This is a genomic window from Aequorivita marina, assembly GCF_031631895.2.
GTDB classification, from domain to species: Bacteria; Bacteroidota; Bacteroidia; order Flavobacteriales; family Flavobacteriaceae; genus Aequorivita; species Aequorivita marina.
Genome location: NZ_JAVMBW020000010.1, coordinates 42,420 through 68,694 on the forward strand (window position 1 = coordinate 42,420; position 26,275 = coordinate 68,694).

Consider the following 26,275-nt stretch of genomic DNA (forward strand, 5'->3'; position numbering starts at 1 on the left):
GAAAACCTTTGGGGCCTTTTTATATAGAGTTAAAACTTACTTTGGTGGTGATTAAACATCATCATAATCCACAACAACCTTTGCCGTTGTAGGATGCGCCTGACATGTAAGTATTAAGCCATCGGCAATTTCGGCTTCGGTTAAAATCTGATTTTTTCGCATTTCGGCTTTCCCTTCTTTTAGGCGTGCAATACAAGTACTGCATATTCCGCCCTGGCAAGAATACGGAGGGTCTAGACCTTCGTCTAATGCCGCTTCAAGAATAGATTTTGTCTGTGGCATTTCAAAAACTTCTTCATCGTCGTCAAGAATAACCGTAACCCCTGTGTTGCCATCGTGTTTTTCTACCAATAAGCCTTTTTCGGCTGTGGAGAACAATTCATGGTGAATCTGTTTTGAATTAACGCCGTTGTATTTTAAGGTTGCGGAAACATCATCAATCATTTCCTCGGGCCCGCAGAGGTAAAATGATTCAAAAGAAGTTTCACCATATTTATTTTTTAGGTAAAAGTTGACAAGAGAGCGGCCTATTCTTCCAAATTGAGCCCCGTCTTCTTGTTTTCGGCTAAATACAAATTCAACATTAAAGCGTTGTGGGTATTTATCTTGCAACTGCACGATTTCGTCATAAAACATGGCTTCTTCTTTAGATTGGTTGCCATAAATTAGCAAAAACGAGCTTTGCGACATTTCTTCTAAAGTAGATTTCACTAGTGATAAAACAGGCGTTATGCCACTGCCCGCAGCAAATGCCACGTAGTGCTTTAGGTTAGGCTCCAAGGTAAATTTACCAGTAGGTGGCATTACCTCTAATTTGTCGCCAGCTTTTAGTTGGGAATTTGCATAGCTGGAAAAAGCTCCTTTTGAAACCTTTTTTACGCCAACTTTTAATTCGCCACTTTTAGGCGAAGAACATATAGAATAGGCGCGACGCAGTTCTTGTCCATCGCTTACATATTTTACCGTTATATATTGACCCGCTTCAAAAGCGAACAATTCTTTGAGGTTCTCCGGAATAGAAAACGTTATTGTTACTGAATTGTGGGTTTCTTTTTTTACTTCGGAAACGCTAAGCGTATGAAAATCGCTCATAATATTTAAATTTTCTGCAAAAGTAATGAATCGATTTTGAACAAAACCTTATATTAAAAATCAAATGGAGAATGATTTCGCATACATTAAGAAACCTACGCTTCTAACCTGTTGAAATAGTGGTTAATACTCATTTTTTCGGCAAATATTCCAATAGATATTAAAAAGAAATGTATTTTTACCGCTCATTAGCGATTCTACATACTAAAATAGAACCTTTTAAGTTAGAATATTATATAAATGGAAAGCATTTTGAAAGCAGCCATCTCAAAAACTTTTTATACCAATAAAAGGCTATCAAGTGGCAATTTCCATTCAATACTAGAATATAAAATATAGATGAAGGGCACATATAAACTTACACTATTTATACTCACTGTTATATTTTTTGCAGCTTGTTCACGTAAAAAAGATAGTTTTTTAAACCGAAATGTTCACGCCGTGACCACCGAGTTTAATACGCTTTATAACGGCAACTTGGCATTTACAGATGGAAGGGCGCAATTGGCAGCTGGTTTTCGCGATAATTTTTGGGAAATACTTCCAGTGGAGCGTATTGAAATTGAAGAAGCGGAGCCTGATGTAAAAGCACCGGGTTCAAGATCAAATAGCGGCGATTTTAACCGTGCAGAAGAGAAGGCCGCAAAGGCAATTCAAAAACACTCCATGTACATTGATGGCAGGGAACGAAACCCGCAGATTGATGAAGCCTACTTACTACTTGGGAAAGCGCGTTACTACGATGGCCGGTTTATTCCTGCCTTAGATGCGTTTAACTTCATATTAAACCGGTACCCAACCAGTAATAGTATTAACGTCGCCAAAGTTTGGAAGGCAAAAACCAATATTCGTTTAAAAAATGAGGAGTTTGCAATTGAGAACCTTCAGAAGATGTTTGACTATGCCGATTTGAATGAGGAGGAAACCGCCGAGGGAGCTGCAATGATGGCTCAGGCATTTATAAATCTGGATAGCTTGCAACCCGCCCTTGACTATATTAAAATAGCTGCCGAGAATGTAAAAGATAAAGAATTGGTGGGCCGCTACACGTTTATAAAAGGCCAATTGTACAATCGTCTTGAGCAAAAGGACAGTGCCGATATCGCTTTTGATGAGGTAATAGATATGAACCGTAAAACATCCAGAGCCTATTTAATCAATGCCCATATTGAAAAGGGGAAAAACTTTGATTATAAAGATGGTGATCGTACCGCCTTCTTGGAACTTTTACGCGACCTTGAAAAAAATCGTGAGAACCGCCCGTTTTTGGATCGAATCTACAACCAATTTGGAGATTATTACTACAAGAGTGACAGTATAGACACCGCGGTTAAATATTACAATAAATCCATACAGTCTTTTAAGCAGGATAGAATTCTACAGTCGGTAAATTACCAAAACTTAGCAGTCATTAATTTTGACGATGCCGAATACAAAAAAGCAGGAGCGTATTACGACAGTACCTTAACTTTTCTAAAAGAAAATAGCCGTCAGTGGCGTCGTATTACTAAAAAGCGCGAAAACCTGGACGATGTTATAAAGTATGAAGACATTGCTACTGCAAACGATAGTATCTTGAGGTTGACAAAAATGAGTGAAGCCGAGCAGCTCGCTTTTTTTACTGAATACACTACAAAATTGAAGGAAAAGGCGGTAAGAGATTCCCTAAAAGCTGCTAAAGAACAACAAAGTATTGCCAACAACGAATTCTATGAAAAGGGTAAAACTGCTTCGGGCCCGAACAAAGGCAGCACGTTTTATTTTTACAATCCTACTACGGTGGCCTATGGAAAAGGGGAGTTTAGAAAAATATGGGGCGATAGAAAACTTGAAGACAACTGGAGGCTTTCAAATAAAATCTCGTCCTTAGAAGATATGGATGAGGTTGTAGCTGAAACACCGATTGACGAGAACGAAATTTTCAAACCAGAAACCTACATATCGCGTATTCCTACGGAAGAAAAAGAAATAGACAGCCTGGGGAAAGACCGAAATTTTGCATATTATCAATTGGGATTAATCTACAAGGAAAAATTTAAGGAATATCAGCTCGCCGCAAACAGACTGGAGAAACTACTTACTTTTAATCCTGAAGAGCGTTTGGTTGTGCCTTCCAAATACAACTTGGTGAAAATCTATGAGGTTTTAGAGAATGCTACGGAAGCAGATAAATATAGAAACGATGTTTTAACCAATCACGGCGAAACACGTTATGCCGAAATACTTCGCAATCCGAACTCGCAGTTGCCAACCGATGAGTCCAGTCCTGAATTTAAGTATAAACAACTGTATAAACAATTTGAAGCGGCTGAGTATGCTGAGGTAATCCAAAAATCCGATTCGTATATTACTACCTATAATGGCGATGATATAGTTCCTAAGTTTGAATTGTTAAAAGCAACGGCATTAGGTCGCCAGCAAGGTTTTGATGCGTATAAGAAGGCACTTAATTTTGTTTCACTTAACTACCCTAGCAGCGACGAAGGGAAACAGGCGCAACAAATTTTTACCGAAATATTGCCGCAATTGGAAAAATCGGATTTTGTGCAAGACGATGCCGCTACAAGCTGGAAGTTGGTGTATAAATTCGACGCCAGTGAAACCGAAGCAGCAGAAAAACTAAAGGAGGAATTGAGCAAAGCCATAGAAAATTACCGCTATACAAACATGAAAGTTTCGGTAGACTATTACAATCCAGAAACGAAACTTGTAATTGTACACGGATTAAATACTCGTTTAGGAGCACGAGGCTTTGGAGAAGGATTAAATGAAAATAAGAAGTATAAAATAAAACATTCCTTTTTTGAAATAGCTACTCCAAATTATAAGATTATCCAAATTCATAAAAACCTGGATGAATATTTGAAAGATATGGATACGCAGCCATAGTAAAACTAAGGACCGAACAACAGAATTGTAACCCTAAAAACCTACCACTATGTTTTCAGATAAAAAAGGAAAACGTGCTACTGCCGAACCCAGTACCACACAAAATAGAATCAATGAGGGCACCAATCTAAAAGGAGATGTTTCATCTACCGGATATTTTAGAATTGATGGCACCATAGAAGGGAATGTAAAAACCCCGTCTAAGGTAGTTTTAGGTAAAACAGGTGTAATTATCGGGACGCTTAGTTGTGAAGATGCCGATATAGAGGGAAGGTTTGAGGGCGACCTTGAAGTATCGGGAACTTTAAGCCTAAGGGCAACTGCGGTAATAAAAGGAGATGTTGTTGTGGGTAAACTTGCCGTTGAGCCAGGAGCTACCATGAACGCTTCTTGTGTTATGCAAGATGGAAAACAAAAGAATGCGGCTCAAACAAACGCGACCACACCAAAATCGTCTAAGAAACATCCTTATGATAGGCAACAACGCCTTAAAAAACCTACCGAACCTACCGCAAATACGGCTTAGTTAAATTTTTATGGGAGATAAAAATGACGGTCTCAGAAAATGGGCTATTTTTTCAGGAATAGCTATTCAGATGGGTGTAACCATTGGTATTGGCGTTTTTATTGGCATAAAGCTAGATGAGTGGTATCCCAATGAATATTCAGCATTTACTATTGTCTTTTCCTTATTAGGTGTCTTTGTTTCGCTATATGCAGTAATAAAACAGCTGGAAAGAATCAACCATAAAGATTGAGAAATTGAAACTTCAGAAATACTATAATATTCCCGTTTTCTTACTAATCATTAGCCTTATACTTTTTGCTATCCAGAAAGTAGTGATTGCTATTCTACCGCCAGATTACATTTTTTACTATCCAGTCTGGGCTATTTATCTCTTTCATTTTTTACTCACCCTTTTGGTGCTAACCGGCCTTTATTTTGTTGGTAAAATTTTCCCTAATTATATTGGGTTAACATTTATGGGTTTCATTTTGTTAAAGATGATTGTCGCCGTAGTATTTTTAATTCCATTAATAAAAATGGAAAATGTTTCAAAAATACCGGATTTTGTATCTTTTTTCGTCCCCTATTTTATTTATCTTTTTCTTGAGATCCTACTCACAATGAGGCTTTTGAAGCGATATTTACGATAGAAGTTTGAAGTTAACTTCATAAAAATTAAACATTAGTACTTTCGCGCTTTTTTTTATGGGTAAAAGTTGTATTTTTGCACAAATTTTAACGGGTACAATTTTTTATAGTTATTAACATATGAGGCTTACTCAAACACTTATCGGTAGCTTGGCATTTATGGTTTTTTTGTTAATGCCACTTCAGGGTATCGCATCCGATACAAACCCCCAAGAAGATTCGGGAGGTTTTGACCCCAAGGAATTGATTAACAGTCACGTTTGGGATTCGCATGAATTTCATATTGCAGATTGGAACGGACATCCAATAACGTTGGCCTTGCCGGTTATTTTATGGACAAATAATGGCCTTACTGTTTTTCCTTCTTCAGAATTTCATCACGATAATACCGGAAGCACAGTAGTAGAAGCTAACGGCGATAAATTTGTTAGGTATCGCGAGCATATTTTTTATGCAGATAAGTTTGATCAACAGAAGTTTGAGGAAACCAGCACTATGGGGCGCCCGTTTCTGTATGAAGACAGACCCTTGGATTTCTCAATTACCAAAACAGTCTTTTCTATGTTTTTGGTTGCTATTCTATTACTTATTGTTTTTGGTTTTGCTGCACGTCATTATAAGAAAAATCAAAAGGCACCAAAAGGGCTTTCAGGTTTCTTGGAGCCAGTTATACTTTTTGTGCGTGACGAAATTGCCATTCCAAACATTGGTACTTCAAAATACCAAAAATACATGCCGTTGCTCTTAACCATATTTTTCTTTATCTGGTTAAACAACCTAATTGGTCTTATTCCATTTTTCCCTTTTAGTGGAAACGTAACCGGGAATATCATTTTCACGATGATAATGGCCTTGATTGTATTCCTAATTACCATATTTAGTGGTAATAAATATTACTGGAAACATATTCTTACGCCAGACGTACCTTATATATTATACCCCATTATGATCCCAATTGAAATTATTGGGATGTTTACAAAACCCTTTGCGTTAATGGTTCGTTTATTTGCGAACATTACTGCGGGGCATATTATAATTTTGAGCTTAGTAGGCTTGATTTTTATTTTCGAAACTGCCGCTATTTCGCCGGTGTCAATAGTATTTGTACTCTTCATGAGTGTGCTGGAACTTTTAGTTGCCGCACTTCAAGCTTATGTGTTTACATTACTTGCAGCCCTGTTTATTGGCCAAGCAGTAGAGGAGCATCATTAATTTTTGTTTAATTATTTTTAAAAAAGTTTCAGTTATGACAGGAACATTAGCAGCAGTAGGAGCAGGATTAGCCGTAATAGGTGCCGGTTTCGGTATCGGTAAAATCGGTGGATCCGCAATGGATGCAATGGCTAGACAGCCAGAAGCCTCTGCACAAATTCAAACCGCAATGATTATTGCAGCAGCCCTTATTGAGGGTGTTGCACTTTTCGCAGTGGTTGTGGCATTGATTGCCTAATTTTAAAACACAACATTTCGTGGCGGTTGGCTACGAAATGTTGTTTTAAACAAAAAAGCTTTTAAAAAAATTATCAGATGAATATAGTAGCACCAGAGAGTTTAATATTATGGACCACCTTAATATTTTTAATTCTATTATTTCTTTTACGCAAATTTGCTTGGAAACCAATTCTAGGAGCGGTTAGAACTCGCGAAACTTCTATTAACGATGCCTTGGCAGCTGCCGAAAAGGCAAGATTGGAAATGGAAAACCTACATGCCGATAATGAAAGGTTGCTTCAGGAAGCGCGTGCAGAGCGCGAGACTATGATGAAGGAAGCACGTGAAATTAAGGCAAAGATGATTGCAGAAGCAAAAGAAGATGCAAAATCTGAAGCCGATAAAATGGTAGAGCAGGCGCAAACCGCAATTGAAGGTGAAAAGAAAGCCGCAATTGCCGAAATGAAACAAACCGTAGCAGGTCTTTCCTTGGAAATTGCCGAGAAAGTGGTAAAACACGAACTTTCTGATGGCGATAAACAATTGAAACTTGTTAATGACATGTTGGGAGAAGCCAAACTAAACTAAGTGATGTAGTTGGTCCCGAAGAATTAAAATTTAAGTAGAATTAAAAGATACCCGCTTGCGCGGGCATTAATATGAGCAGAGCAGCAATCAGATACGCAAAGTCACTTTTGCAGAAAGCAAGCGAAAACAACACCCAAGCTGTCGTTTTTGGCGATATGCAATCTGTTTACAGCACAATTGAAGCTAGTAGAGAATTGCAATCAGTGCTTCAAAGTCCAGTTATAAAAGCCGAGGATAAAAAAGAGGCTTTATTAAAGATTTTCAGTAGTCAATCAGAAGCTACCCATGCCCTTATACAGGTGCTTGTAAACAACCAACGCACCACCTTATTGCAGCAAGTAGCTAAAAGTTACGTAAGTCTTTATAATGACCAACAAGGTGTAAAAGTAGCTACCGTTATTACGGCTGTTCCACTTTCTTCAACATTAGAAGAAAAAGTAATGGCCAAAGTAAAAGAGTTAACAGGGAGTGATAAAGTAACCCTAAAGAGCGAAATTGATCCAGATATTATTGGCGGATTTGTACTTCGCGTGGGCGATATACAATACAACGCAAGTATTGCGAATCAATTAAGTAATTTAAAGAGAGAATTCAGTAAATCAATTTAAAGGAAATTAGATTTAGTCTAACGTCTAAAATCTATCCCGATAACTATCGGGACTAATATCTAAATAAAATGGCAGAAGTAAAACCAGCTGAAGTATCAGCGATATTAAAAGAACAACTTTCAGGCTTTGAAGCTACAGCTTCCCTGGACGAAGTAGGAACTGTGTTGACCGTGGGTGACGGTATTGTACGTGCATACGGACTTTCAAACGCCCAATACGGCGAATTGGTAGCCTTTGAAAGTGGTCTTGAAGGTATTGTATTGAACCTTGAGGAAGACAACGTAGGGATTGTACTTTTGGGCCCTTCAAAAGAAATTAAGGAAGGTTCAACCGTAAAACGTACTCAGCGTATTGCTTCGCTTAATGTAGGTGAAGGAATTGTGGGTCGTGTGGTAAATACCTTGGGGCAACCTATTGATGGTAAAGGCCCAATTACTGGCGAAACTTACGAAATGCCATTGGAGCGTAAGGCACCAGGGGTTATTTATCGTGAACCAGTAACCGAGCCATTGCAAACTGGTATTAAGTCTATTGATGCTATGATTCCCGTGGGCCGTGGCCAGCGTGAACTTGTTATTGGTGACCGTCAAACAGGTAAATCTACCGTTTGTATCGATACCATTTTGAACCAAAAGGAATTTTATGACGCAGGCGAGCCTGTATATTGTATATATGTTGCAATTGGGCAAAAAGCTTCAACTGTAGCAAACATTGCACAAGTATTAGAAGAAAAAGGTGCCTTAGCATATACTACAATAGTTGCTGCAAACGCATCAGATCCCGCACCTATGCAGGTTTATGCGCCATTTGCAGGAGCTGCTATTGGTGAGTACTTCCGTGATACTGGACGTCCGGCATTGATTATTTATGATGACCTTTCTAAGCAAGCCGTGGCATACCGTGAGGTTTCACTATTGCTTCGTCGTCCACCAGGACGTGAGGCGTATCCTGGAGACGTTTTCTTCTTGCACTCAAGATTGTTGGAGCGTGCCGCTAAGGTAATTGCCGATGATGGTATCGCAAAAGAAATGAACGACCTTCCAGAGTCACTCAAAGGAATCGTTAAAGGAGGAGGTTCATTAACCGCACTTCCTATTATTGAAACGCAAGCGGGTGACGTTTCGGCGTATATTCCAACCAACGTAATTTCTATTACCGATGGGCAGATTTTCTTGGATGGCGATTTGTTTAACGCAGGTGTTCGTCCAGCGATTAACGTAGGTATTTCGGTATCGCGTGTGGGTGGTAACGCACAGATTAAATCCATGAAAAAAGTTGCAGGTACTTTGAAACTGGATCAAGCGGCTTTCCGTGAATTGGAAGCCTTTGCTAAGTTCGGTTCAGATTTGGATGCCGCAACCCTAAACGTGATTGAAAAAGGAAAGCGTAACGTAGAGCTTTTAAAGCAATCTGAAAATGACCCATATACGGTTGAAGATCAAATTGCTGTTATCTATGCAGGTTCTAAAAACTTGATGCGTGATGTTCCTGTAGATAAGATTAAGGAATTTGAAAGAGACTATCTAGAAATGCTAAATGTAAAGCATAGAGATACTTTAGATACCCTTAAAGCAGGAAAGCTTACTGATGATACCATTGACGTAATGACAACTGTTGCAGGCGAGCTTTCTGCGAAATATAAGAAATAGCAGTTATGAGTTATGAGTTCAGGGTTATGAAAGCAATAGTAACTCTTAACGCTGAACTCAAAACCAGAAAAAATGGGATTAAACGATAGTCCAATTAGAATAAAAAGTTTTGCATTTGCGTGTGATATTGTAAGGTATTGTGATGTTTTAAAAGCTAATAAGGATTTTGAGTTGGCATCTCAACTACTTAAAAGCGGAACAAGTATTGGTGCAAATACAAGGGAAGCGCAGCGCGGGGTAAGTACAAAAGATTTTAAAAATAAATTTGGTATAGCTCTTAAAGAAGCAGATGAAACCAAGTTTTGGTTACAAATATTAGAAGCAACTGGAAGAGAAGTACCTAATGAAATGATGAATAAGTGTGAAGAGTTAATACGTATTTTGGTTTCAATTATCAAAAACTCATAACTCATAACTCATAACTCATAACTTGTGAAATGGCGAATTTAAAGGAAATTAGAAACAGAATAACATCGGTGAGTTCAACGATGCAGATTACCAGTGCCATGAAAATGGTGTCTGCTGCAAAGTTGAAAAAGGCGCAGGATGCCATAACAGCAATGCGTCCTTATTCTGAAAAGCTTACTGAACTTTTACAAAATTTGAGTGCCACGCTAGATGAAGATAGCGGAAGCAAATATTCAGACCAGCGAGAGGTAAATAAGGTGTTGGTAGTTGCCATAACCAGTAACCGTGGTTTGGCGGGCGCTTTTAACAGTAATATCATAAAGCAAGCTAGAGCTTTGGCGGCAGATACATACGCTGGCAAACAAGTGGACTTTATGACCATTGGTAAAAAGGGTGATGATATCTTAAAGCGATTTGGAACCATAATTGAAAATGATAACGATATTTTTGATGCGCTTTCTTTTGAAAATGCTTCAGAAATCGCTCAAAAACTTATGGATCTCTTTTCTGAAGGCGAATACGATAAAATTGTTGTGATCTATAACCATTTTAAAAATGCCGCAACACAACTGGTAATGACCGAACAGTTTTTGCCAATTTTACCGCCAAAACCCATTGAAGGACAAAAAGCGGATACTAACGATGCTTTTTACATTTTTGAACCGTCAAAAGAAGAAATAGTTGAAGCCTTGATCCCGAAAAGCTTAAAAACACAGTTGTTTAAAGCCCTTCGCGATAGCGTTGCCAGTGAGCACGGAGCCCGTATGACGGCCATGCACAAAGCAACCGACAACGCCACGGAACTTCGCGATGAGTTAAAATTACAATACAACAAAGCACGTCAAGCTGCTATTACCAATGAAATCCTTGAGATTGTTGGTGGTGCTGAGGCATTGGCCGGATAGCTTCGGTACATCCCGAATTAATTCGGGACACTCAGCTACCTGGGCATTATAGAGATAATTATTAACCCTGTCAAAGTTTAAAACTTTGACAGGGTTTTTTAGTACTTCATATTTTTTCTATTTTCATATTCGAAATTTCTAAGATGAAAAAGTTATTCATCGGTTTCTCGTTTCTGCTTTCTGTTGCGCCGTATCCTACCACTACCAATAGCCAAGACGATTTCGGTGCTTTAGGAATTGCCACATTTTGAGTTCTTTATTTCAAACAAGACTTCCCTTTCGGGGAACTTTTCACTTCAAACAACACCCGAATAAACAACAATAGCGGCCTTACCATCCACTCCTGTGGGTTTACGCCTTACTTTCAAATTCTCAGAACATCCAAACCTAGAGATCTGAAACCCCTGTTTGGTATATTGTTCAATATTATTTGTAAATTTCGGGAATGAAAACAATGATGAAAACCATAACTATTATATTGACCTTGCCCATCCTGCTTTTTAGCCTTTCTAACTGTGGTGGAGCGCAAAACACGAACACTAAAAAATCACTGGTGCAAAATCCGCCGTTTAAAATTACCGAGGCCTATTTCCAAGAATGGGTCGCTGGCGTTCAGGACGGAGGTTCGGGTACCGATGTGCATATTGTTTTTAAGGATATGGCCCCAAAGGTTGAAATTCAAAATATTTACTTTAGAAACCAAATAAAGGCAGCCAAGGAAAAGAATAAGCAACCGAACCGATACGTGGCTAATTTTGAAAACGAAGGCAAGCCCGATACAATTATGGATGCGGATCCTATTAAGGAAGCGCAGAACACACCGGAAAAGGCATTTCCGTTTCAGTTGAAAGACAACCAAGCGGTAGTGGAGTATCGATTTAAAGGTGAAATTAATTATTATAAGATCTCAGAACTTTCGGAAAAACGAATGATTCCTTATCCGCAAGCAAATCCTAACATTCACGAATAAACTGAAATCCTCCTGCAAGGTGTCATTGCGAGGCACCAAGCAATCTCCTTGTAGGTATTAAACCTTCCGAACATGAAAATTCTTCACTTAGATAACAACCATCCTTTATTGTTGAATATGCTAAAGGAAGCCGGTTTTGCAAATGAAGAAAACTATAAAGCTTCAAAATCTGAAATAGAGAAAATCATTTCAGATTATGACGGAATTGTAATTAGAAGTCGTTTTAACATAGACAAACAATTTCTCGATGCTGCCAAAAACCTAAAATTTATTGCCCGGGTTGGTGCCGGACTGGAAAGCATTGATACGGAATACGCAACCAAACTCGGTATAAAATTATTTGCCGCTCCAGAAGGGAATAGAAACGCCGTAGGTGAACATGCGCTTGGAATGCTGCTTTCGTTGTTCAATAACCTAATTAATGCCGATAAAGAGGTTAAAAGCGGCTTGTGGAACCGTGAAGCAAACCGCGGATTGGAACTGGAAGGAAAAACCGTTGGCATTATCGGTTACGGTAATATGGGAAAGGCTTTTGCTAAAAAACTTAGAGGCTTTGATTGTGAAGTGCTTTGTTATGACATTCAGGAGAACGTAGGTAATGCAGACGCCAAACAGGTTTCTTTACAAGAGCTTCAGGAAAAAATTGATGTGCTAAGCCTTCATACCCCATGGACACCACAAACCGATAAGATGGTAGATTCAAAATTTATCAATTCATTTTCAAAGCCCTTTTTTCTAATAAATACAGCACGGGGTAAAAGTGTTGTCACAGCACATTTGGTTTCAGCCTTAAAATCGGGTAAAATATTGGGAGCGGGCCTAGATGTTTTGGAGTTTGAAAAATTATCTTTTGAAACCCTTTTTGGGTCCGATGAACTTCCGGATTCTTTAAAAGAGCTGTTTGCTATGCAGCATGTTGTTTTAAGTCCGCATATTGCTGGCTGGACTGTAGAAAGTAAAGAGAAACTGGCACGGGTAATTGCTGAAAAAATAATAGGAACTTTCAAATAAAATTAGACCTTTGCCAACACCTCATGTAGCGATTGACTATTTGAGGTACTTTTAAAATTAACTTTAAGCTAATTAATTATATTTATGGAAGAGCAAAATTCAGGATACGACAGTACGAAAAAACAAGGAGGCAATGGTGCCGATAACTTTGAAGATCAGGCCAAAAAGAGCGCCAATGAATTTAAGGAAGGTTGGAACCAAGCAACCCACACCCAAGAGAACAAAAAGATACTTGCGGGTATTTTGGCAATTGTTATTGGCTCTTTGGGAATCCACAAATTCATCCTTGGCTATACCCAAGAGGGAATTATCCAAATTGTAATCACTTTTGTAACTTGTGGTATTGGTGGAATCATTCCGCTAATTGAAGGCATAATCTACCTAACTAAAAGCGACGAAGAGTTTTATCAAACTTATCAAGTAGGTAAGAAAGGCTGGTTTTAAATTCAATAAGGGCTTTGGTGTTAAAAAAACGCTAGAGTCCTTTTTTAAAGTGCTAAAATAGTCGTGTCCGACTCAGACTTCAGTCTTAAGATTGCTGCGCTAAAGGTCGTAAGACGTAAGACTTGATTCCGAATAGATTGATAATTAGGCTAGGTTGATTAAGCATAACCTTTTCTTATTAAACCCTAGTTGTGAATGCAATAGCATGGTGTAAATTAACAAAGAGCTTCAAGAGCCTGATAGCATACAGGTAATTGATTTTTTAAATATTTTAATCGGACACTACTAGTACTAAAACTATTTTTACGAGCGTACTTTTAAGTTTTATTACCAAGGTATTATTTGTTCAGGCTATTTTTGAAAAAATTTGTGCGGAAGCTTTCATTTAGCAGGAATTATCCTTTATCTGAATTGGTATCTGCCTTTGAATTATCCACATCAAATTTGTCAGTGTCTTTCCCTGAATATTTCTGCTCCAGTTCTTCTTGAAACTCTTCCATAACAGGTTTTACAGTGCTTTCAGGTAAATCTGCAATGCGTATATACATTAAGCCATCAACTGCATTGTTAAACATGGGGTCTACGTTAAAGGCTATTACCTTGGCATTTTGTTTAATATATTTTTTTATCAGAACCGGCAAACGTAGGCTTCCGGGTTCAACTTCGTCTATAATTTTATCAAACTTGTTGAGATCTGCTTCACTTTCATCAAAAATAAAATCCTTATCGGCATCCTTCAACTTAACTTTAAATTCTTTTTTGGGCTTTATAAATTGTGCTACATAAGGATCGTAATAGTTTGATTTCATAAACTCGATCATCAAACTTTTTGAAAATTCAGAAAACTTATTGCTTATGCTAACGCCGCCAATTAAATAGCGGTGTTCGGGATAGCGTAGGGTGGTGTGAACAATTCCTTTCCAAAGTAGAAACAATGGCATGGGTCTAAGTTGATATTCCTTGATAATAAATGCACGACCCATTTCAATGGATTCGCTCATCATATCGTACAATTCCGGCTCAAAGCGAAACAAATCCTGAAGGTAAAATCCATCAATTCCAAAACGTGTAAATATTTCAGACCCAAGGCCCATACGGTAGGCGCCTGCTATTCTATTCGCGTCGTTATCCCAAAGGAACATGTGGTGGTAGTAGCTGTCAAATTTATCTAGGTCGGTGCTATTATTGGTGCCTTCTCCAACTTCCCGAAATGTAATCTCGCGTAACCGCCCTATTTCCTGAATAATGTATGGAATTGAGTTGGCCTCTGCCAGAAATACTTCATAGTTTTTACTAACCAGCAGTCGTTTGCCGCGCACGCGTAAATTTTCAATTTCGGCTTCTATTGATTTTAACGGAATAGGCCCGGCAATTTTTTTAGGTGGTTTTGGAAATTTTAAAGTTTTTGGAAGGCTATCCAATAGTTTTTTCTTCTGATAAACATTGGAAAGCATATATGTTTTTCTTCGAAGGAAATCGGTAAACATAGGTAAGGAGTCATGCTCCTTTTGGTCGGTTACAGAAATAGCTTTACCAACACGTACTTTTATTAAACGCTCTTTTTGAGTGAGTAATTCCGAAGGTAATTTTGCAGTGCGCAAGGTATCGCTCATTTTGGCCAAACGGTAAAATAACTTGCTGTTTTTAGCGTGAAAATAGATGGGTACAACTGGTACTTTGGCTTTTTTAATAAGCTTCATGGCAGAATCTTCCCAAGGTTTGTCAACCAGTAACCTGCCATCTTTATAGGTAGAAACTTCTCCCGCAGGGAAAATACCCAACGGATGACCATCCTGTAAATGTTTAAGAGCAGTTTTTAAACCTAATACACTAGATTTTACATCCTTCCTTTCTTCAAACGGATTTACGGGCATAACGAATGGCTTTAATGGCTCTATTCTATGTAGTAAAAAGTTTGCAACAATCTTAAAGTCTGGTCGATGCTCAAGTAGTAATTTTAATAAAAGGATCCCGTCAATTCCACCAAGAGGATGGTTAGAAATGGTTATAAAAGGTCCTGTTTTTGGTATTCGCCTGAGATCTTCTTCATGGACTTCAAAATTAATTTGAAATTCGTCGAGCAGGGCATTTATAAACTCTAAGTCACTTAAATGTTTGTTTCTATCGTAAATTTTATTGAGAGTTGAAATACTGAGGATTTTCATTAACGACCAACCCATGAAGGTGCCCAAAAAGCCAAATTTATCGATATTTATTGCTTGTGCAACTTCCTTAGCGTTGACTAATCCCATGAAACGGTTTGGTTGATATTGTTAGACAAAGATAAGGAAACATCAATGATAAATTTTACACAAATTAATCAATGTCCTTCCTAAAGGTGCGAACTATCCCTTAAAAAGCAATTAGCACGACTTGTTAAAATAGCTAGTTATTAGGTTTTAATAACTAACTGAACTGTCTCCTTGCTTTCCTGTTTTAAAAGAATATTCTTGTTTTCTGCAAGTGCTTTTACTTCGGCTGGATTAAAATGACGAATGGTGTATAGGGTTACGTTTTCATTCCACTTCACGCTATAATTTTCGCGAAGCTTAGCTAATAGCGGCTCTAGGTTGTTGAATTTATTATCTACGCAGACAGAAAAACTAATGGCGGAATTTTGAATAAGATTTACCTTCATTTTATACGTATGGAGCAGCTTAAAAACATCGCCAATATTGTCTTCCATCATAAACGAAAAATCTAGAGAAGACAAAGAAATCAATATCTGATTGGTTTTTAAGATAAAACTCGAAACCATTGGGTCTAAGGTGGCTCCTTTGCCAACGCAGGTTCCTGGAGCGGTGGGGTTGATAAAAGACCTAACATAAAGCGGTATTTCCTTGCGTTGCAAGGGTTGCAATGTTTTTGGGTGAATTACTGAAGCCCCATAAAAAGCCAACTCAATTGCTTCGCGATACGATATATGATTATAAAGTTGGGTATGATCAAAATAACGCGGATCTGCATTTAACACTCCTGGCACATCTTTCCATATAGTCACACTTTCAGCGTTTAGGCAATAGGCAAAAATAGCTGCGGTATAATCACTACCCTCCCGCCCAAGGGTTGTTGTAAAATTATTATTGTATTCAGCACCTAAAAATCCTTGGGTAATACAAATTTGATTGGCGTTTACCCTTTTGGTTATTTTTTGTTGTGTCCTTGTCCAATCAACACTGGCGTCGCGGAAGTTAGCGTCAGTTTTTATACACTTTCGAGCGTCTATCCAAGTGTTTGGAATGCCATTTTCAGCAAAATATACAGCGATAATTGTTGAGGAAATTATTTCGCCATACGAGACTACTTGGTCATAAACAAATGCGTGATTTTTAGATTTATTGGTTTTGAGAAAATACTTCAGCTTCTTGAATATTTTGTCGAGTTCCGCAAAAATAGGGTGTGCTGTTGAGGAAAATAGGTCAATAAGAATTTTATAATGAAAATCATAAACGGTACTTAAAGACTGTTCTATGTTCTTTTCTTTGGAAAAATAATCGGTTATTACTGCTTCTAGAGCATTAGTGGTTTTTCCCATTGCAGAAATAACGACCACCAAACTCTTTTCATCACACTGCTTAATAACCGAAACTACATTCTTTATACTTGCAGCATCCTTTGTGGAGGCACCGCCAAACTTGAAAATTTTCATCTATTCTTTCTAAGATTTAGGTTTTAAATACTGTTTTAATCCCTCTTGGTCCATATGCACAACCCGCCAGTCTTGCATTAGTTTTGCGCCACTTCGCTCATAAAATCGAATAGCTCCAGTGTTCCAGTCAAGTACATCCCACGCCACGCGTTTTAAACCGCGATCATCGGCAAATTGCATAACCTGTTTATACAGAGCCTCGCCAATTCCGTTACCGCGATTGGCTTCCTTTACAATAAGATCTTCCAGATGAAGCATTCTCCCTTTCCAGGTTGAAAAACGATAATAAAACAAAGCGGCTCCAACAATTTCATCGTCTATTTCGGCTACAAAGCAATTGAACAATGGATTTTCACCAAAGCCTTCCCGCTCTAAATCTGCAACATTTACATCAACTACATCGGGCTCATTTTCAAAAATAGCCAGTTCTAGGATAAGCTCCAGAACTTGAGGCATATCGTTTTTAACAGCTTTCCTTATCTTCATTATTTTAATTTTTTTTAGGCTCTAGTTTATTCTAGCGTTGATTTCAATGTTCCATATAAAAACACAAGGGTTTCAAGTTGGTCTGAATGGAGAAAATCTGATTATTCCCTTAGGGATAGGGTAAAAATAATCGGATTTTCGGCATTTTGTTTTTACCCCGCCCCTAAAGGGTGAAAAAATACCAAAAATTTTAAATACCTAACATAATAGCTGTTTTAAACTAGAGCCTTTTTTTACTATTCCCAAAAATATGGTAAGGCGATAGCAATTGAAAGTAACATTGCTTTTCAACTTCAATTTGGTTTTCCTTTGACAAATATCGGTTCAATTTCCTAAAATTCCCGATATTTGCGTGAAATTCAGGAATCTTATCAATCCCATGGCAAAAATAAATCAATCCCTCGGCGAGTTTATAATAGAAAATCAAAGTGAGTTTAAATACTCGTCCGGAGAGCTTTCGCGGCTAATCAACTCCATCCGTTTGGCTGCAAAAGTAGTAAACCACAAAGTGAATAAAGCCGGATTGGTAGATATTTTGGGCGCGGCAGGTGACACCAATGTTCAAGGTGAAGACCAACAAAAGCTTGACGTTTTTGCCAACGATGTGTTTATCAACACCCTTACCAATCGTGAGATTGTCTGCGGCATTGCAAGTGAGGAGGAAGATGATTTTATTACCATAAAAGGTAGAAACCAGAAAAACGACAACAAATACGTTGTACTCATTGATCCCTTAGACGGCTCATCAAATATAGATGTAAATGTTTCGGTAGGTACAATATTTTCAGTTTATAGACGGGTAACTCCTTCGGGTACACCGGTTACGATTGAAGATTTTCTTCAGCCCGGTATAAACCAAGTAGCGGCTGGTTATATAGTTTATGGCACCTCAACGATGATTGTTTATACAACGGGTCATGGCGTTAATGGCTTTACATTAAACCCTGCTATTGGCACCTATTATTTATCGCACCCTGCGATGACTTTTCCAGAAACAGGAAATATTTATTCTGTAAATGAAGGAAACTATGTTCATTTTCCACAAGGCGTAAAAGATTATATTAAATATTGTCAAAAAGAAGAAGGTGATCGTCCGTACACGTCGCGTTATATAGGGTCTTTAGTGTCAGATATCCATAGAAATATGATCAAGGGTGGCATTTATATATACCCAAACACTTCAAAAAATAAAGATGGAAAACTTCGGCTTTTGTACGAGTGTAATCCAATGGCAATGATTGCTGAACAAGCCGGAGGAAAGGCGAGCAATGGTTTTGAACGTATTCTGAACATCCAGCCTACTACCTTGCATCAACGTGTTCCTTTTTTCTGCGGAAGTACAAAAATGGTAGAAAAAGCGGAAGAGTTTATGAAAAAATCTGTTGAATAGACTTTAAAGTGAAATTGAAGAAAACTTAAGAAATAAAAAAGCTCCAAAAGGAGCTTTTTGTGTTATAATAAGGTATGATTGTATTTTTATTGCTTCTTGTTCAATAAATATCTGTAATCTTCAAGACCTAGTCCACCACTGTAAATTTCAATGGAACGCTTTATAAGATGCTGGGCGGTTTCTGTATCATAACCAAGACCGATAGCATATCGTTCAATAAGGAAACGTTCGTGGTCGTCAATTTCATTATCTGCAAAAACCATTTCAAAAAGATCGTGGATACGTTCTAAACGCCGCTCCGAATTATTTGGTGGGTTTATAGGGTATTTGTTTGGGTCTTTTAAAACAGCAATGTACTCATCTTCAGCAATATTAAGCTTTCGAGCAAAGCGTTTTAATAATTTTTCCTCTTCGGGATTCACTTGCCCATCAACCGATGCAATATTTGCGATGGATGCAAAATGTCCTAAATTTCGGGAGTGCTCCCCGCTTTCAAAAAGATCTGTAAATGACATAATTTGGTTTGAATTAAATTACAAATATAGGAAATTGCAGACATCGAAATACATTCTATTTATATACTTCTTGAAATTTCTTAAAGAAATAACAAAACCAACTTTTGTTTAACTTGTTTTAGAAACTAGTCAACATAAAATTATCTTAATTCCTAGTAGCACTTTCTTTCCATTCAGTATTTTTAAGCTGAAAATGGAAAGAATATAAATGAAACAACCTCTTTTAATCTTTAACGATAAAGGGATTTATTGCCAACAAGCCGATGTATATATCGATGCTTGGCGGCCTGTTGCTAAATGTATCGTAACCCACGGCCATGCAGATCACAGTCGTTGGGGCCATAAACAGTATATTACACATAATAATAATGTTTCTATTATAAAACACCGTTTGGGGGAGATAGAAGTGAGTGGAAAAAAATGGAATGAAACATTTACTATAAACGGAGTAAAATTCTCATTACATCCGGCAGGCCATATAGTTGCTTCTTCGCAGGTTCGGGTGGAATATAAGGGCGAGGTATGGGTTTTTACAGGCGATTTTAAAACCGAAGATGATGGCTTGTCCGAAGTTTTTGAACCCATAAAATGCCATACCTTTATTACCGAATGTACTTTTGGTCTTCCCGCTTTTAAATGGATGCCCCAAACCGAAGTCTTTAAGGATATAAACGAATGGTGGGCAACCAATAAAAACGAAGGAAAAACTTCGATTCTTTTTGGATACAGTTTGGGAAAAGCACAACGGCTGTTGAAGCATTTAGATACTTCAATCGGCTCAATCTATACCCACGGTGCTGTGGAAAATATGACTGAGGTAATCCGTTCAAATTACAATTTGCCCGAAACCACCTTAATTACCCGCGAAACACTCAAAAAAAAAATTAAAGGAAGTATTGTTTTAGCTCCGCCAAGTACGCACGGCAGCACGTGGATTAGAAGGTTTGTGCCTTATGTTACCGCATCTGCCAGTGGTTGGATGACGTTTCGAGGCGCGCGAAGAAGAAGGGCAATAGATCGGGGTTTTGTATTGAGCGACCATGCAGATTGGGAAGGCTTGCTCGCTGCAATTGATGCCACGGGTTGCGAAAAAATAATTGCTACCCACGGCTATACTGATATTTTTTCCCGCTATTTAAGAGAAGAATTAGGATACGACGCTAGAACCGAAAAAACCCAATATGAAGAAGAATCTGCAGAACAAAAAAAGAGTGATATAGATGTTAAACTTCCCTCTCCCTCGGGAGGAGGTACTGAGGGTGGGGGATTATGAAACACTTTGCCCAACTCATAAAAAAACTGGACAGCACCAATAAGACCAATGAAAAGATCGCGGCGCTCACCGCCTATTTTCAAAATGCGAACGAGGATGATAAACTTTGGACCATTGCCATTCTTTCGCATCGTCGTCCAAAACGTCCGGTAAACACTACATTGCTTCGACAATGGGCCACGGAAATCAGCGGAATTCCGCTTTGGCTTTTTGAGGAAAGTTATCATATTGTTGGGGATTTAGCAGAAACGATTGCCTTAATCTTACCAAGTTGCGAGCGTAGCGAAGCAACCTCTAAGTCGCTTTCTAAATTTGTTTCTGAAATAATTGAACTTCGAACGCTTCCCGAAGAGGGAAAAAAGAAATACCTCCACGATAATTGGTTGACACTGAATTATTTTGAACGTTTTGTATTCAATAAAATCATAACAGGAAGTTTTAGGATAGGGGTAAGCCAAAAATTGATGACCCGCGCACTATCCAAGGCAACCGAAATTGATGAGGATATTCTAGCCTATAAGTTAATGGGCAATTGGACGCCTGAAACAACCACCTTTGAAAAATTAATTCTCGAGACAAACGAGGAGGACTACCTCAGCAAACCCTATCCGTTTTATTTGGCCTATGCCGTTGAAGCTAATTTTCAAGAGGATTTGGGCGCTATTTCAGATTGGAGCTTTGAACATAAATGGGACGGGATTAGAAGTCAGATAATTATCAGGAATGATGAGGTTTTCATCTGGTCACGAGGCGAAGAATTAGTCACGGATAAATATCCGGAGTTTCAGAATTTTTTAAAAGCGGTTCCCAATGGAACGGTAATAGATGGTGAAATCTTGCCATTTGGTGAAGGCAAAATAGGCAATTTCAATGCGTTGCAGACCAGAATTGGGCGAAAGAATCTTTCAAAGGCACTTCTCAAGAAAACACCCGTAATTTTAAATGCTTACGACATTTTGGAATGGCAGGGTGAGGACATCCGTCAAAAACCATTTTCAGAACGAAGAGCGATTTTGGATGGATTGGTTCAAAATATTAATTCCAATGAAATTGGCTTGTATTTAAGCGAAACAATGAATTTTGAAACTTGGGAGGACGCCGCCGCCGAGCGCGCTCGTTCCCGGGAAAAACGCAGCGAAGGCCTGATGTTAAAGCGAAAAGATTCACCTTATCTGGTAGGAAGAAAAAAAGGTGACTGGTGGAAATGGAAAGTCGATCCCTTTACAATTGACGCCGTTTTAACGTATGCGATGCGCGGTCACGGAAGGCGTGCAAATTTATATACAGATTATACATTTGGGCTTTGGAACGAAGGCGAGTTAGTAACATTTGCGAAGGCCTATTCCGGCTTGACCGATGCGGAATTCAGAAAGGTTGATGCCTGGATAAAGAAAAACACCTTGGAGCGTTTTGGCCCGGTGCGAAGCGTAACCCCACATCACGTTTTTGAAATTGCCTTTGAGGGAATTGCCGAAAGCAGTCGCCATAAAAGCGGGATCGCCACCCGTTTTCCAAGAATTTTAAGATGGCGAAAAGATAAACCAATTGAGGAAGCGAATACGCTCGATGATTTAAAGGCATTGATTCCGAAGTAATTACAGTAGGTCTGGAATTACTGAAGGAATCTGTTCAATGAAAACTCAGGATTTAAAGAGTTATATCTAATTATATTAAAACAGGAAGCTATAGATTGCTTCGCTACTACTGAAATTATGGCGGGATTTACTTATATTACAACTAATAAAAACAAAACGGTACTTTATGTAGGAGCAACTAATGATATAGTTAGACGGATTATAGAGCATAAAACCAAAGTTTATAGAAATTCTTTTACGGCAAAATACAATTGCGACTTACTGGTATATTTTGAAGAGTACGAAAACACAAGTGATGCTTTCTTAAGGGAAAAACAATTAAAGGCGGGCAATAGAAAAAAGAAAGAAGCTTTGATTAATGAAATGAACCCAGAATGGAAAGACTTAGCGATTAATTGGAAAGACGAAAATTTCAAATTACGATGAAAAACAATGAGGCTAAGGACACAAAGCCCTTACAGGGTTTTGTCAACGATAAGATTGCTTCGCTTTGCTCGCAATGGTTCCAATCCAAATCCTGGACCCCCTTCCCCTTCCAAAAGAAAACCTGGAAAGCTTTTTTGGATGGAAAACACGGCTTGTTAAACGCGCCTACGGGCAGTGGAAAAACCTATGCTTTATGGATTCCTATTGTACTTCAATATTTAAAAGATAATCCAGATTATAAAACAAAACATAAAAATGGAATAAAAGCCATTTGGATAACGCCCTTGCGTGCGCTTTCAGTGGAAATTCAACAAGCAACACAACGTTTTGCCGATGATTTGGAAACCGGAATGACCGTGGGGATACGCACCGGCGACACCCCACAAAGCGAACGCGCCAAGCAAAAACGCAAGATGCCCGATCTATTGATCACTACGCCTGAAAGCCTGATGCTGTTATTGGCTTCAAAAGGATACGACAAAACCTTTAAAACTCTTACTGCCATTGTGGTAGATGAGTGGCACGAACTTTTGGGAAGCAAGCGTGGCGTACAGATGGAACTGGCACTTTCTAGATTAAAGATCGTTTCGCCTAAGCTGCGAATCTGGGGAATATCGGCTACCATAGGGAATTTGGAACAGGCGATGGACGTTTTACTGGGCCCAGATTCCCACCTTCGTGGGAATACAGTTCTCATAAAAGCCAAACAAAAATCTAAAATTGAGGTGCGCTCTATCATTCCAAAAAAGATGAAAACCTTTCCGTGGCGCGGACACCTGGGGCTGCATCTTTTGGAAGAAATTGTACCGATAATCAAAGCCAGTAAAACCACCATTATATTTACCAACACCCGCGGGCAGTGTGAAATTTGGTTTCAGAAACTGCTGGAAAAACATCCCGAATTTGCCGGAGAATTGGCAATGCACCACGGCAGTATTGCAAAAGACACTAGGCTTTGGGTAGAACAGGCAATCCGCAATGAGTCTTTGAAAGCGGTAGTTGCAACCTCTAGCTTAGATTTGGGAGTAGATTTTGCACCTGTGGAAACCGTTATCCAAATTGGTAGTCCCAAAGGTGTGGCAAAATTTCTGCAGCGTGCCGGGCGGAGCAACCACAGGCCGGGCGAACCTTCGGTTATTTATTTTTTGCCTACACATGCATTGGAACTGCTGGAAGCTTCAGCATTAAAGAGAGCTGTAAAAGAAGAGGTTGTTGAAGATAGAACTCCTTATTTACTGTGTTTTGACGTCTTGATCCAGTATTTGGTCACTTTGGCGGTCAGCAATGGATTTTTTCCGAAGGAAGTATTTTCAGAAATAAAAAATACCTTTTGTTTTCAGGGAATTTCAGAAACCCAATGGAATTGGTGCCTCAATTTTATTACAATGGGGAGTCAGAGTTTGCAGGCGTACGATGAGTATAAAAAAGTTGAAGTTACGTCAGAAGGTATTTTTAAAGTTGAAAACAGACGCATAGCAATGATGCACCGCTTAAGTATAGGCACCATTGTGAGCGATGCGATGATGCTTGTAAAATATGTTTCTGGCGGGTTTATCGGTACTATTGAAGAATGGTTTATCAGCAAGATGAAACCTGGCGATACCTTTGTTTTTGCGGGAAGGACTTTAGAACTGGTTCGGATTCGGCAAATGCAGGCACAGGTTAAAAGATCCAATAAACGCACTAAGAACATCGTGAGCTTTATGGGCGGTAGGCTGCCCCTATCTTCACAAATGAGTAAAATCCTTCGGGAAGAAATGCAAACCGCCCGCCTGCCGAGGCTGAAAGGAGAACACAAACGCCGAACGCCGGAACTGAAAGCGCTTCAACACATCTTTGAACGTCAGGAAAAAGAAAGTACCGTACCTGGAGATAACGAATTTTTGATTGAAACATTTAAAACCCGGGAAGGATACCATTCCGTTTTTTATCCTTTTGAAGGTAGATTTGTACATGAAGCGATGAGCAGCTTACTGGCATACCGAATCAGTTTACTGTCTCCAATTACGTTTTCATTGGCCTATAATGATTACGGATTTGAACTCCTGAGCGATCAGTTTTTGGATATCCAAACTGTACTGGATAACAATCTTTTTACCGACGAATTTCTATATGACGATCTTCAAAAAAGCTTGAATGCCACTGAATTGGCAAGGCGAAAATTTAGGGATATTGCGGTTATTAGCGGAATGGTTTTTCAAGGATACCCAAACAAAGCTATTAAAGCTAAGCATTTACAAAGCAATAGCCAATTGCTTTTTGACGTGTTTCGAGATTATGAACCTGATAACCTGCTATATCTTCAGGCCTTTCGCGAAACTTATGAACATCAGTTAGAAGAAGGCCGGTTGCGAAAAGCTCTGGAACGCATCAATTCACAGGAAATAATCTGGAAACAATGCAAAAAAGCCACGCCTTTTAGTTTTCCTATAATAACGGATAGACTGCGGGAGAAACTTTCTTCCGAAAAATTGGCAGATAGGATAAAGCGAATGACGTTGAAATTGATGAAATAGAGAGATTTCTATCCTTTAGAGCTTCTTAAACGCTTTTGGTATATCGTTATTTTTTCTTTTAAATAATTTTAAAGCAGGGTTTCAAACTTTCAAAAATTCCCTAAAGTTTTCAGTATTTACAACTTTTACCTCGGTACTATAAGTTTCCCCAAACAATTTTGGGATTTTCGTTTTTGCCTTAGGATTAAATTTAAACTCAAAACCTTTTATGATTCCTGTGTTTTCTTCCACATAGTCAATTTCCTGTTGCCGGACGGTTCGCCAAAAATACATTCGGGCATCACTTTTTGAATAACGAAGCACTTTTAATCTTTCCGAAATTATAAAGTTTTCCCATAGTGCTCCTTTATCGGTGCGTGTTTCAAGCAAATTTAAGTTCCCAATTACCGCATTTCGAACTCCGTTATCATAAAAATAAATTTTTTGATTTCTTTTAATTTCATTGCGGAGGTTTTTACTAAAACTGGGTAATTTAAAGATTACATAAGCTTTACAAAGCATATCTATATAATTTGAAACCGTATTCTTATCGATGCCTACCAATTGCGCAAGCTCATTATAGCTCACTTCATTGCCAACTTGGAATGCCAGTGCCCGCAAGAGTTTGTCCAAAACTTCCGCCTTGCGAATTCCGCTTAATGCTAAAATATCTTTGTACAGGTAACTACTCACAAGTTCCTTTAGAACCTCTTTTTCTGAACCGATTGCGGTAAGTACTTCCGGATACATGCCGTAGATCAATCGGAGGTTTAATTGCTGTTTCGCTTCCAGATAACCGGTGGTGTTTTCCATTTCCTTCCAAGAAACCGGAAACAATTCGAACTCCCATTTTCTGCCGGTTAAGGGCTCATTTATTTGATTGTTAAGTTCAAATGCGGAAGATCCACTGAGTACAAGCTGAACATTGGGAAATTGATCGGTTATGATCTTTGAGGTAAGTCCTACACCTTCAATTCGCTGGGCTTCGTCTATAAAAATATATTCTTTTTTGCCAATTATATTCTCAAGCTCTTTGGTATTGGGCGAATTTAGGACTTGGCGAACGCTGGGATCGTCGCCATTTAAAAACAGGAAGTTCTTATCTTTCAAAATTTCCCTGATTAAAGTGGTTTTGCCCACTTGTCTTGGACCAATGAGGATAATGGCTTTGCCATTGCACATTTTCATTTCAATATTGGGCTGTAGTACTCTCTTAAAATACATATTCAGTGATTGTATTCACCAAATATACGTGTTTTTAGTGAATACATTCACCAAAAACACATTTTAATACG

The 26,275-nt window shown here is 38.6% G+C and carries 24 protein-coding genes; 18 read left to right on the top strand and 6 right to left on the bottom strand.

Going from position 1 to position 26,275, the window contains the following annotated elements; all coding sequences use genetic code 11:
- Positions 1-51 precede the first annotated feature (51 nt).
- Positions 52-1,092 carry a 2Fe-2S iron-sulfur cluster-binding protein gene (locus tag QPK98_RS11335; RefSeq protein ID WP_310993480.1) on the bottom strand — a complete coding sequence of 347 codons (1,041 nt, stop codon included), beginning with the start codon at positions 1,090-1,092 and terminating at the stop codon, positions 52-54.
- Between the two features lie 339 nt (positions 1,093-1,431).
- Between QPK98_RS11335 and porW the strand changes: the two genes are divergently transcribed.
- From porW to QPK98_RS11400, 13 genes are all read left to right on the top strand, one after another.
- A complete protein-coding gene (gene porW / locus QPK98_RS11340; RefSeq protein WP_310993483.1) occupies positions 1,432-3,981 on the top strand; it encodes a type IX secretion system periplasmic lipoprotein PorW/SprE in 2,550 nt (849 codons plus the stop codon).
- Between the two features lie 49 nt (positions 3,982-4,030).
- Positions 4,031-4,507, top strand: a complete 477-nt coding sequence (locus QPK98_RS11345; protein WP_310993484.1) for a bactofilin family protein — start codon at positions 4,031-4,033, stop codon at positions 4,505-4,507.
- Positions 4,508-4,517: 10 nt separating this feature from the next.
- Positions 4,518-4,739 carry an AtpZ/AtpI family protein gene (locus tag QPK98_RS11350; protein ID WP_310993485.1) on the top strand — a complete coding sequence of 74 codons (222 nt, stop codon included), beginning with the start codon at positions 4,518-4,520 and terminating at the stop codon, positions 4,737-4,739.
- Between the two features lie 518 nt (positions 4,740-5,257).
- Entirely contained in the window at positions 5,258-6,349 is a 1,092-nt protein-coding gene (gene atpB / locus QPK98_RS11355) for a F0F1 ATP synthase subunit A (RefSeq protein ID WP_310993487.1), read from the top strand.
- Between the two features lie 34 nt (positions 6,350-6,383).
- On the top strand, positions 6,384-6,587 hold the full coding sequence (gene atpE, locus QPK98_RS11360) for an ATP synthase F0 subunit C (RefSeq protein WP_310993489.1): 204 nt from the start codon (positions 6,384-6,386) through the stop codon (positions 6,585-6,587).
- Between the two features lie 77 nt (positions 6,588-6,664).
- Positions 6,665-7,156 carry a F0F1 ATP synthase subunit B gene (locus tag QPK98_RS11365; protein ID WP_310993491.1) on the top strand — a complete coding sequence of 164 codons (492 nt, stop codon included), beginning with the start codon at positions 6,665-6,667 and terminating at the stop codon, positions 7,154-7,156.
- 71 nt (positions 7,157-7,227) lie between these two features.
- Positions 7,228-7,764: an ATP synthase F1 subunit delta gene (gene atpH, locus QPK98_RS11370; protein WP_310993493.1), complete on the top strand. Its 537-nt coding sequence runs from the start codon at positions 7,228-7,230 to the stop codon at positions 7,762-7,764.
- A 68-nt stretch (positions 7,765-7,832) separates the two neighbouring features.
- Entirely contained in the window at positions 7,833-9,413 is a 1,581-nt protein-coding gene (atpA, locus tag QPK98_RS11375; protein WP_310993494.1) for a F0F1 ATP synthase subunit alpha, read from the top strand.
- 72 nt (positions 9,414-9,485) lie between these two features.
- Positions 9,486-9,821, top strand: coding sequence for a four helix bundle protein (locus QPK98_RS11380; RefSeq protein WP_310993495.1), 336 nt, complete (start codon positions 9,486-9,488; stop codon positions 9,819-9,821).
- A 29-nt stretch (positions 9,822-9,850) separates the two neighbouring features.
- Complete coding sequence (atpG, locus tag QPK98_RS11385) at positions 9,851-10,726, top strand: ATP synthase F1 subunit gamma (RefSeq protein WP_310993496.1); 876 nt, start codon at positions 9,851-9,853, stop codon at positions 10,724-10,726.
- A 454-nt stretch (positions 10,727-11,180) separates the two neighbouring features.
- On the top strand, positions 11,181-11,696 hold the full coding sequence (locus tag QPK98_RS11390; RefSeq protein ID WP_310993497.1) for a hypothetical protein: 516 nt from the start codon (positions 11,181-11,183) through the stop codon (positions 11,694-11,696).
- A 72-nt stretch (positions 11,697-11,768) separates the two neighbouring features.
- Complete coding sequence (locus QPK98_RS11395; protein ID WP_310993498.1) at positions 11,769-12,707, top strand: 2-hydroxyacid dehydrogenase; 939 nt, start codon at positions 11,769-11,771, stop codon at positions 12,705-12,707.
- 84 nt (positions 12,708-12,791) lie between these two features.
- The gene (locus QPK98_RS11400) at positions 12,792-13,151 is read left to right on the top strand and encodes a TM2 domain-containing protein (RefSeq protein WP_310993499.1); all 360 of its coding nucleotides are present in this window, start codon (positions 12,792-12,794) and stop codon (positions 13,149-13,151) included.
- Positions 13,152-13,546: 395 nt separating this feature from the next.
- Here QPK98_RS11400 and QPK98_RS11405 read toward each other — a convergent pair whose 3' ends face one another.
- From QPK98_RS11405 to QPK98_RS11415, 3 genes are all read right to left on the bottom strand, one after another.
- Positions 13,547-15,403 (bottom strand): GNAT family N-acyltransferase, encoded by a 1,857-nt coding sequence (locus QPK98_RS11405; RefSeq protein WP_310993500.1) that lies wholly within the window; start codon positions 15,401-15,403, stop codon positions 13,547-13,549.
- A 140-nt stretch (positions 15,404-15,543) separates the two neighbouring features.
- Complete coding sequence (locus tag QPK98_RS11410) at positions 15,544-16,800, bottom strand: aspartate kinase (protein ID WP_310993501.1); 1,257 nt, start codon at positions 16,798-16,800, stop codon at positions 15,544-15,546.
- Positions 16,801-16,809: 9 nt separating this feature from the next.
- Positions 16,810-17,286 carry a GNAT family N-acetyltransferase gene (locus tag QPK98_RS11415; protein ID WP_310993503.1) on the bottom strand — a complete coding sequence of 159 codons (477 nt, stop codon included), beginning with the start codon at positions 17,284-17,286 and terminating at the stop codon, positions 16,810-16,812.
- A 379-nt stretch (positions 17,287-17,665) separates the two neighbouring features.
- Between QPK98_RS11415 and fbp the strand changes: the two genes are divergently transcribed.
- Positions 17,666-18,676, top strand: coding sequence for a class 1 fructose-bisphosphatase (fbp, locus tag QPK98_RS11420; RefSeq protein ID WP_310993505.1), 1,011 nt, complete (start codon positions 17,666-17,668; stop codon positions 18,674-18,676).
- 86 nt (positions 18,677-18,762) lie between these two features.
- Here fbp and QPK98_RS11425 read toward each other — a convergent pair whose 3' ends face one another.
- Entirely contained in the window at positions 18,763-19,191 is a 429-nt protein-coding gene (locus tag QPK98_RS11425; protein WP_310993506.1) for a tellurite resistance TerB family protein, read from the bottom strand.
- 208 nt (positions 19,192-19,399) lie between these two features.
- Here QPK98_RS11425 and QPK98_RS11430 point away from each other — a divergent pair, with 208 nt between their 5' ends.
- From QPK98_RS11430 to QPK98_RS11445, 4 genes are all read left to right on the top strand, one after another.
- The gene (locus QPK98_RS11430) at positions 19,400-20,464 is read left to right on the top strand and encodes a ligase-associated DNA damage response exonuclease (protein WP_310993507.1); all 1,065 of its coding nucleotides are present in this window, start codon (positions 19,400-19,402) and stop codon (positions 20,462-20,464) included.
- Positions 20,461-22,059 carry an ATP-dependent DNA ligase gene (locus tag QPK98_RS11435; protein WP_310993508.1) on the top strand — a complete coding sequence of 533 codons (1,599 nt, stop codon included), beginning with the start codon at positions 20,461-20,463 and terminating at the stop codon, positions 22,057-22,059. Before QPK98_RS11430 ends, QPK98_RS11435 begins: the two co-directional genes overlap by 4 nt.
- 117 nt (positions 22,060-22,176) lie before the next feature.
- A complete protein-coding gene (locus QPK98_RS11440; RefSeq protein ID WP_310993509.1) occupies positions 22,177-22,485 on the top strand; it encodes a GIY-YIG nuclease family protein in 309 nt (102 codons plus the stop codon).
- Entirely contained in the window at positions 22,482-25,001 is a 2,520-nt protein-coding gene (locus tag QPK98_RS11445; protein WP_310993510.1) for a ligase-associated DNA damage response DEXH box helicase, read from the top strand. The genes QPK98_RS11440 and QPK98_RS11445 overlap by 4 nt, the downstream gene beginning before the upstream one ends.
- Before the next feature lie 81 nt (positions 25,002-25,082).
- Here QPK98_RS11445 and QPK98_RS11450 read toward each other — a convergent pair whose 3' ends face one another.
- Positions 25,083-26,204, bottom strand: coding sequence for an ATP-binding protein (locus QPK98_RS11450; RefSeq protein ID WP_310993511.1), 1,122 nt, complete (start codon positions 26,202-26,204; stop codon positions 25,083-25,085).
- Positions 26,205-26,275: the final 71 nt, after the last annotated feature.

What these genes read in the sequence shown, in the direction of transcription:
- QPK98_RS11350 (WP_310993485.1), top strand. Translation starts at nt 4,518, where the DNA reads ATGGGAGATAAAAATGACGGTCTCAGAAAATGGGCTATTTTTTCAGGA.
- atpB (WP_310993487.1), top strand. Translation starts at nt 5,258, where the DNA reads ATGAGGCTTACTCAAACACTTATCGGTAGCTTGGCATTTATGGTTTTT.
- fbp (WP_310993505.1), top strand. Translation starts at nt 17,666, where the DNA reads ATGGCAAAAATAAATCAATCCCTCGGCGAGTTTATAATAGAAAATCAA.
- QPK98_RS11440 (WP_310993509.1), top strand. Translation starts at nt 22,177, where the DNA reads ATGGCGGGATTTACTTATATTACAACTAATAAAAACAAAACGGTACTT.
- QPK98_RS11450 (WP_310993511.1), bottom strand. Translation starts at nt 26,204, where the DNA reads ATGTATTTTAAGAGAGTACTACAGCCCAATATTGAAATGAAAATGTGC.
- QPK98_RS11390 (WP_310993497.1), top strand. Translation starts at nt 11,181, where the DNA reads ATGATGAAAACCATAACTATTATATTGACCTTGCCCATCCTGCTTTTT.
- QPK98_RS11410 (WP_310993501.1), bottom strand. Translation starts at nt 16,800, where the DNA reads ATGAAAATTTTCAAGTTTGGCGGTGCCTCCACAAAGGATGCTGCAAGT.
- atpG (WP_310993496.1), top strand. Translation starts at nt 9,851, where the DNA reads ATGGCGAATTTAAAGGAAATTAGAAACAGAATAACATCGGTGAGTTCA.
- QPK98_RS11335 (WP_310993480.1), bottom strand. Translation starts at nt 1,092, where the DNA reads ATGAGCGATTTTCATACGCTTAGCGTTTCCGAAGTAAAAAAAGAAACC.
- QPK98_RS11365 (WP_310993491.1), top strand. Translation starts at nt 6,665, where the DNA reads ATGAATATAGTAGCACCAGAGAGTTTAATATTATGGACCACCTTAATA.
- porW (WP_310993483.1), top strand. Translation starts at nt 1,432, where the DNA reads ATGAAGGGCACATATAAACTTACACTATTTATACTCACTGTTATATTT.
- QPK98_RS11345 (WP_310993484.1), top strand. Translation starts at nt 4,031, where the DNA reads ATGTTTTCAGATAAAAAAGGAAAACGTGCTACTGCCGAACCCAGTACC.
- QPK98_RS11380 (WP_310993495.1), top strand. Translation starts at nt 9,486, where the DNA reads ATGGGATTAAACGATAGTCCAATTAGAATAAAAAGTTTTGCATTTGCG.
- QPK98_RS11405 (WP_310993500.1), bottom strand. Translation starts at nt 15,403, where the DNA reads ATGGGATTAGTCAACGCTAAGGAAGTTGCACAAGCAATAAATATCGAT.
- atpH (WP_310993493.1), top strand. Translation starts at nt 7,228, where the DNA reads ATGAGCAGAGCAGCAATCAGATACGCAAAGTCACTTTTGCAGAAAGCA.
- QPK98_RS11425 (WP_310993506.1), bottom strand. Translation starts at nt 19,191, where the DNA reads ATGTCATTTACAGATCTTTTTGAAAGCGGGGAGCACTCCCGAAATTTA.
- atpA (WP_310993494.1), top strand. Translation starts at nt 7,833, where the DNA reads ATGGCAGAAGTAAAACCAGCTGAAGTATCAGCGATATTAAAAGAACAA.
- QPK98_RS11400 (WP_310993499.1), top strand. Translation starts at nt 12,792, where the DNA reads ATGGAAGAGCAAAATTCAGGATACGACAGTACGAAAAAACAAGGAGGC.
- QPK98_RS11435 (WP_310993508.1), top strand. Translation starts at nt 20,461, where the DNA reads ATGAAACACTTTGCCCAACTCATAAAAAAACTGGACAGCACCAATAAG.
- QPK98_RS11430 (WP_310993507.1), top strand. Translation starts at nt 19,400, where the DNA reads ATGAAACAACCTCTTTTAATCTTTAACGATAAAGGGATTTATTGCCAA.
- QPK98_RS11445 (WP_310993510.1), top strand. Translation starts at nt 22,482, where the DNA reads ATGAAAAACAATGAGGCTAAGGACACAAAGCCCTTACAGGGTTTTGTC.
- QPK98_RS11415 (WP_310993503.1), bottom strand. Translation starts at nt 17,286, where the DNA reads ATGAAGATAAGGAAAGCTGTTAAAAACGATATGCCTCAAGTTCTGGAG.
- QPK98_RS11395 (WP_310993498.1), top strand. Translation starts at nt 11,769, where the DNA reads ATGAAAATTCTTCACTTAGATAACAACCATCCTTTATTGTTGAATATG.
- atpE (WP_310993489.1), top strand. Translation starts at nt 6,384, where the DNA reads ATGACAGGAACATTAGCAGCAGTAGGAGCAGGATTAGCCGTAATAGGT.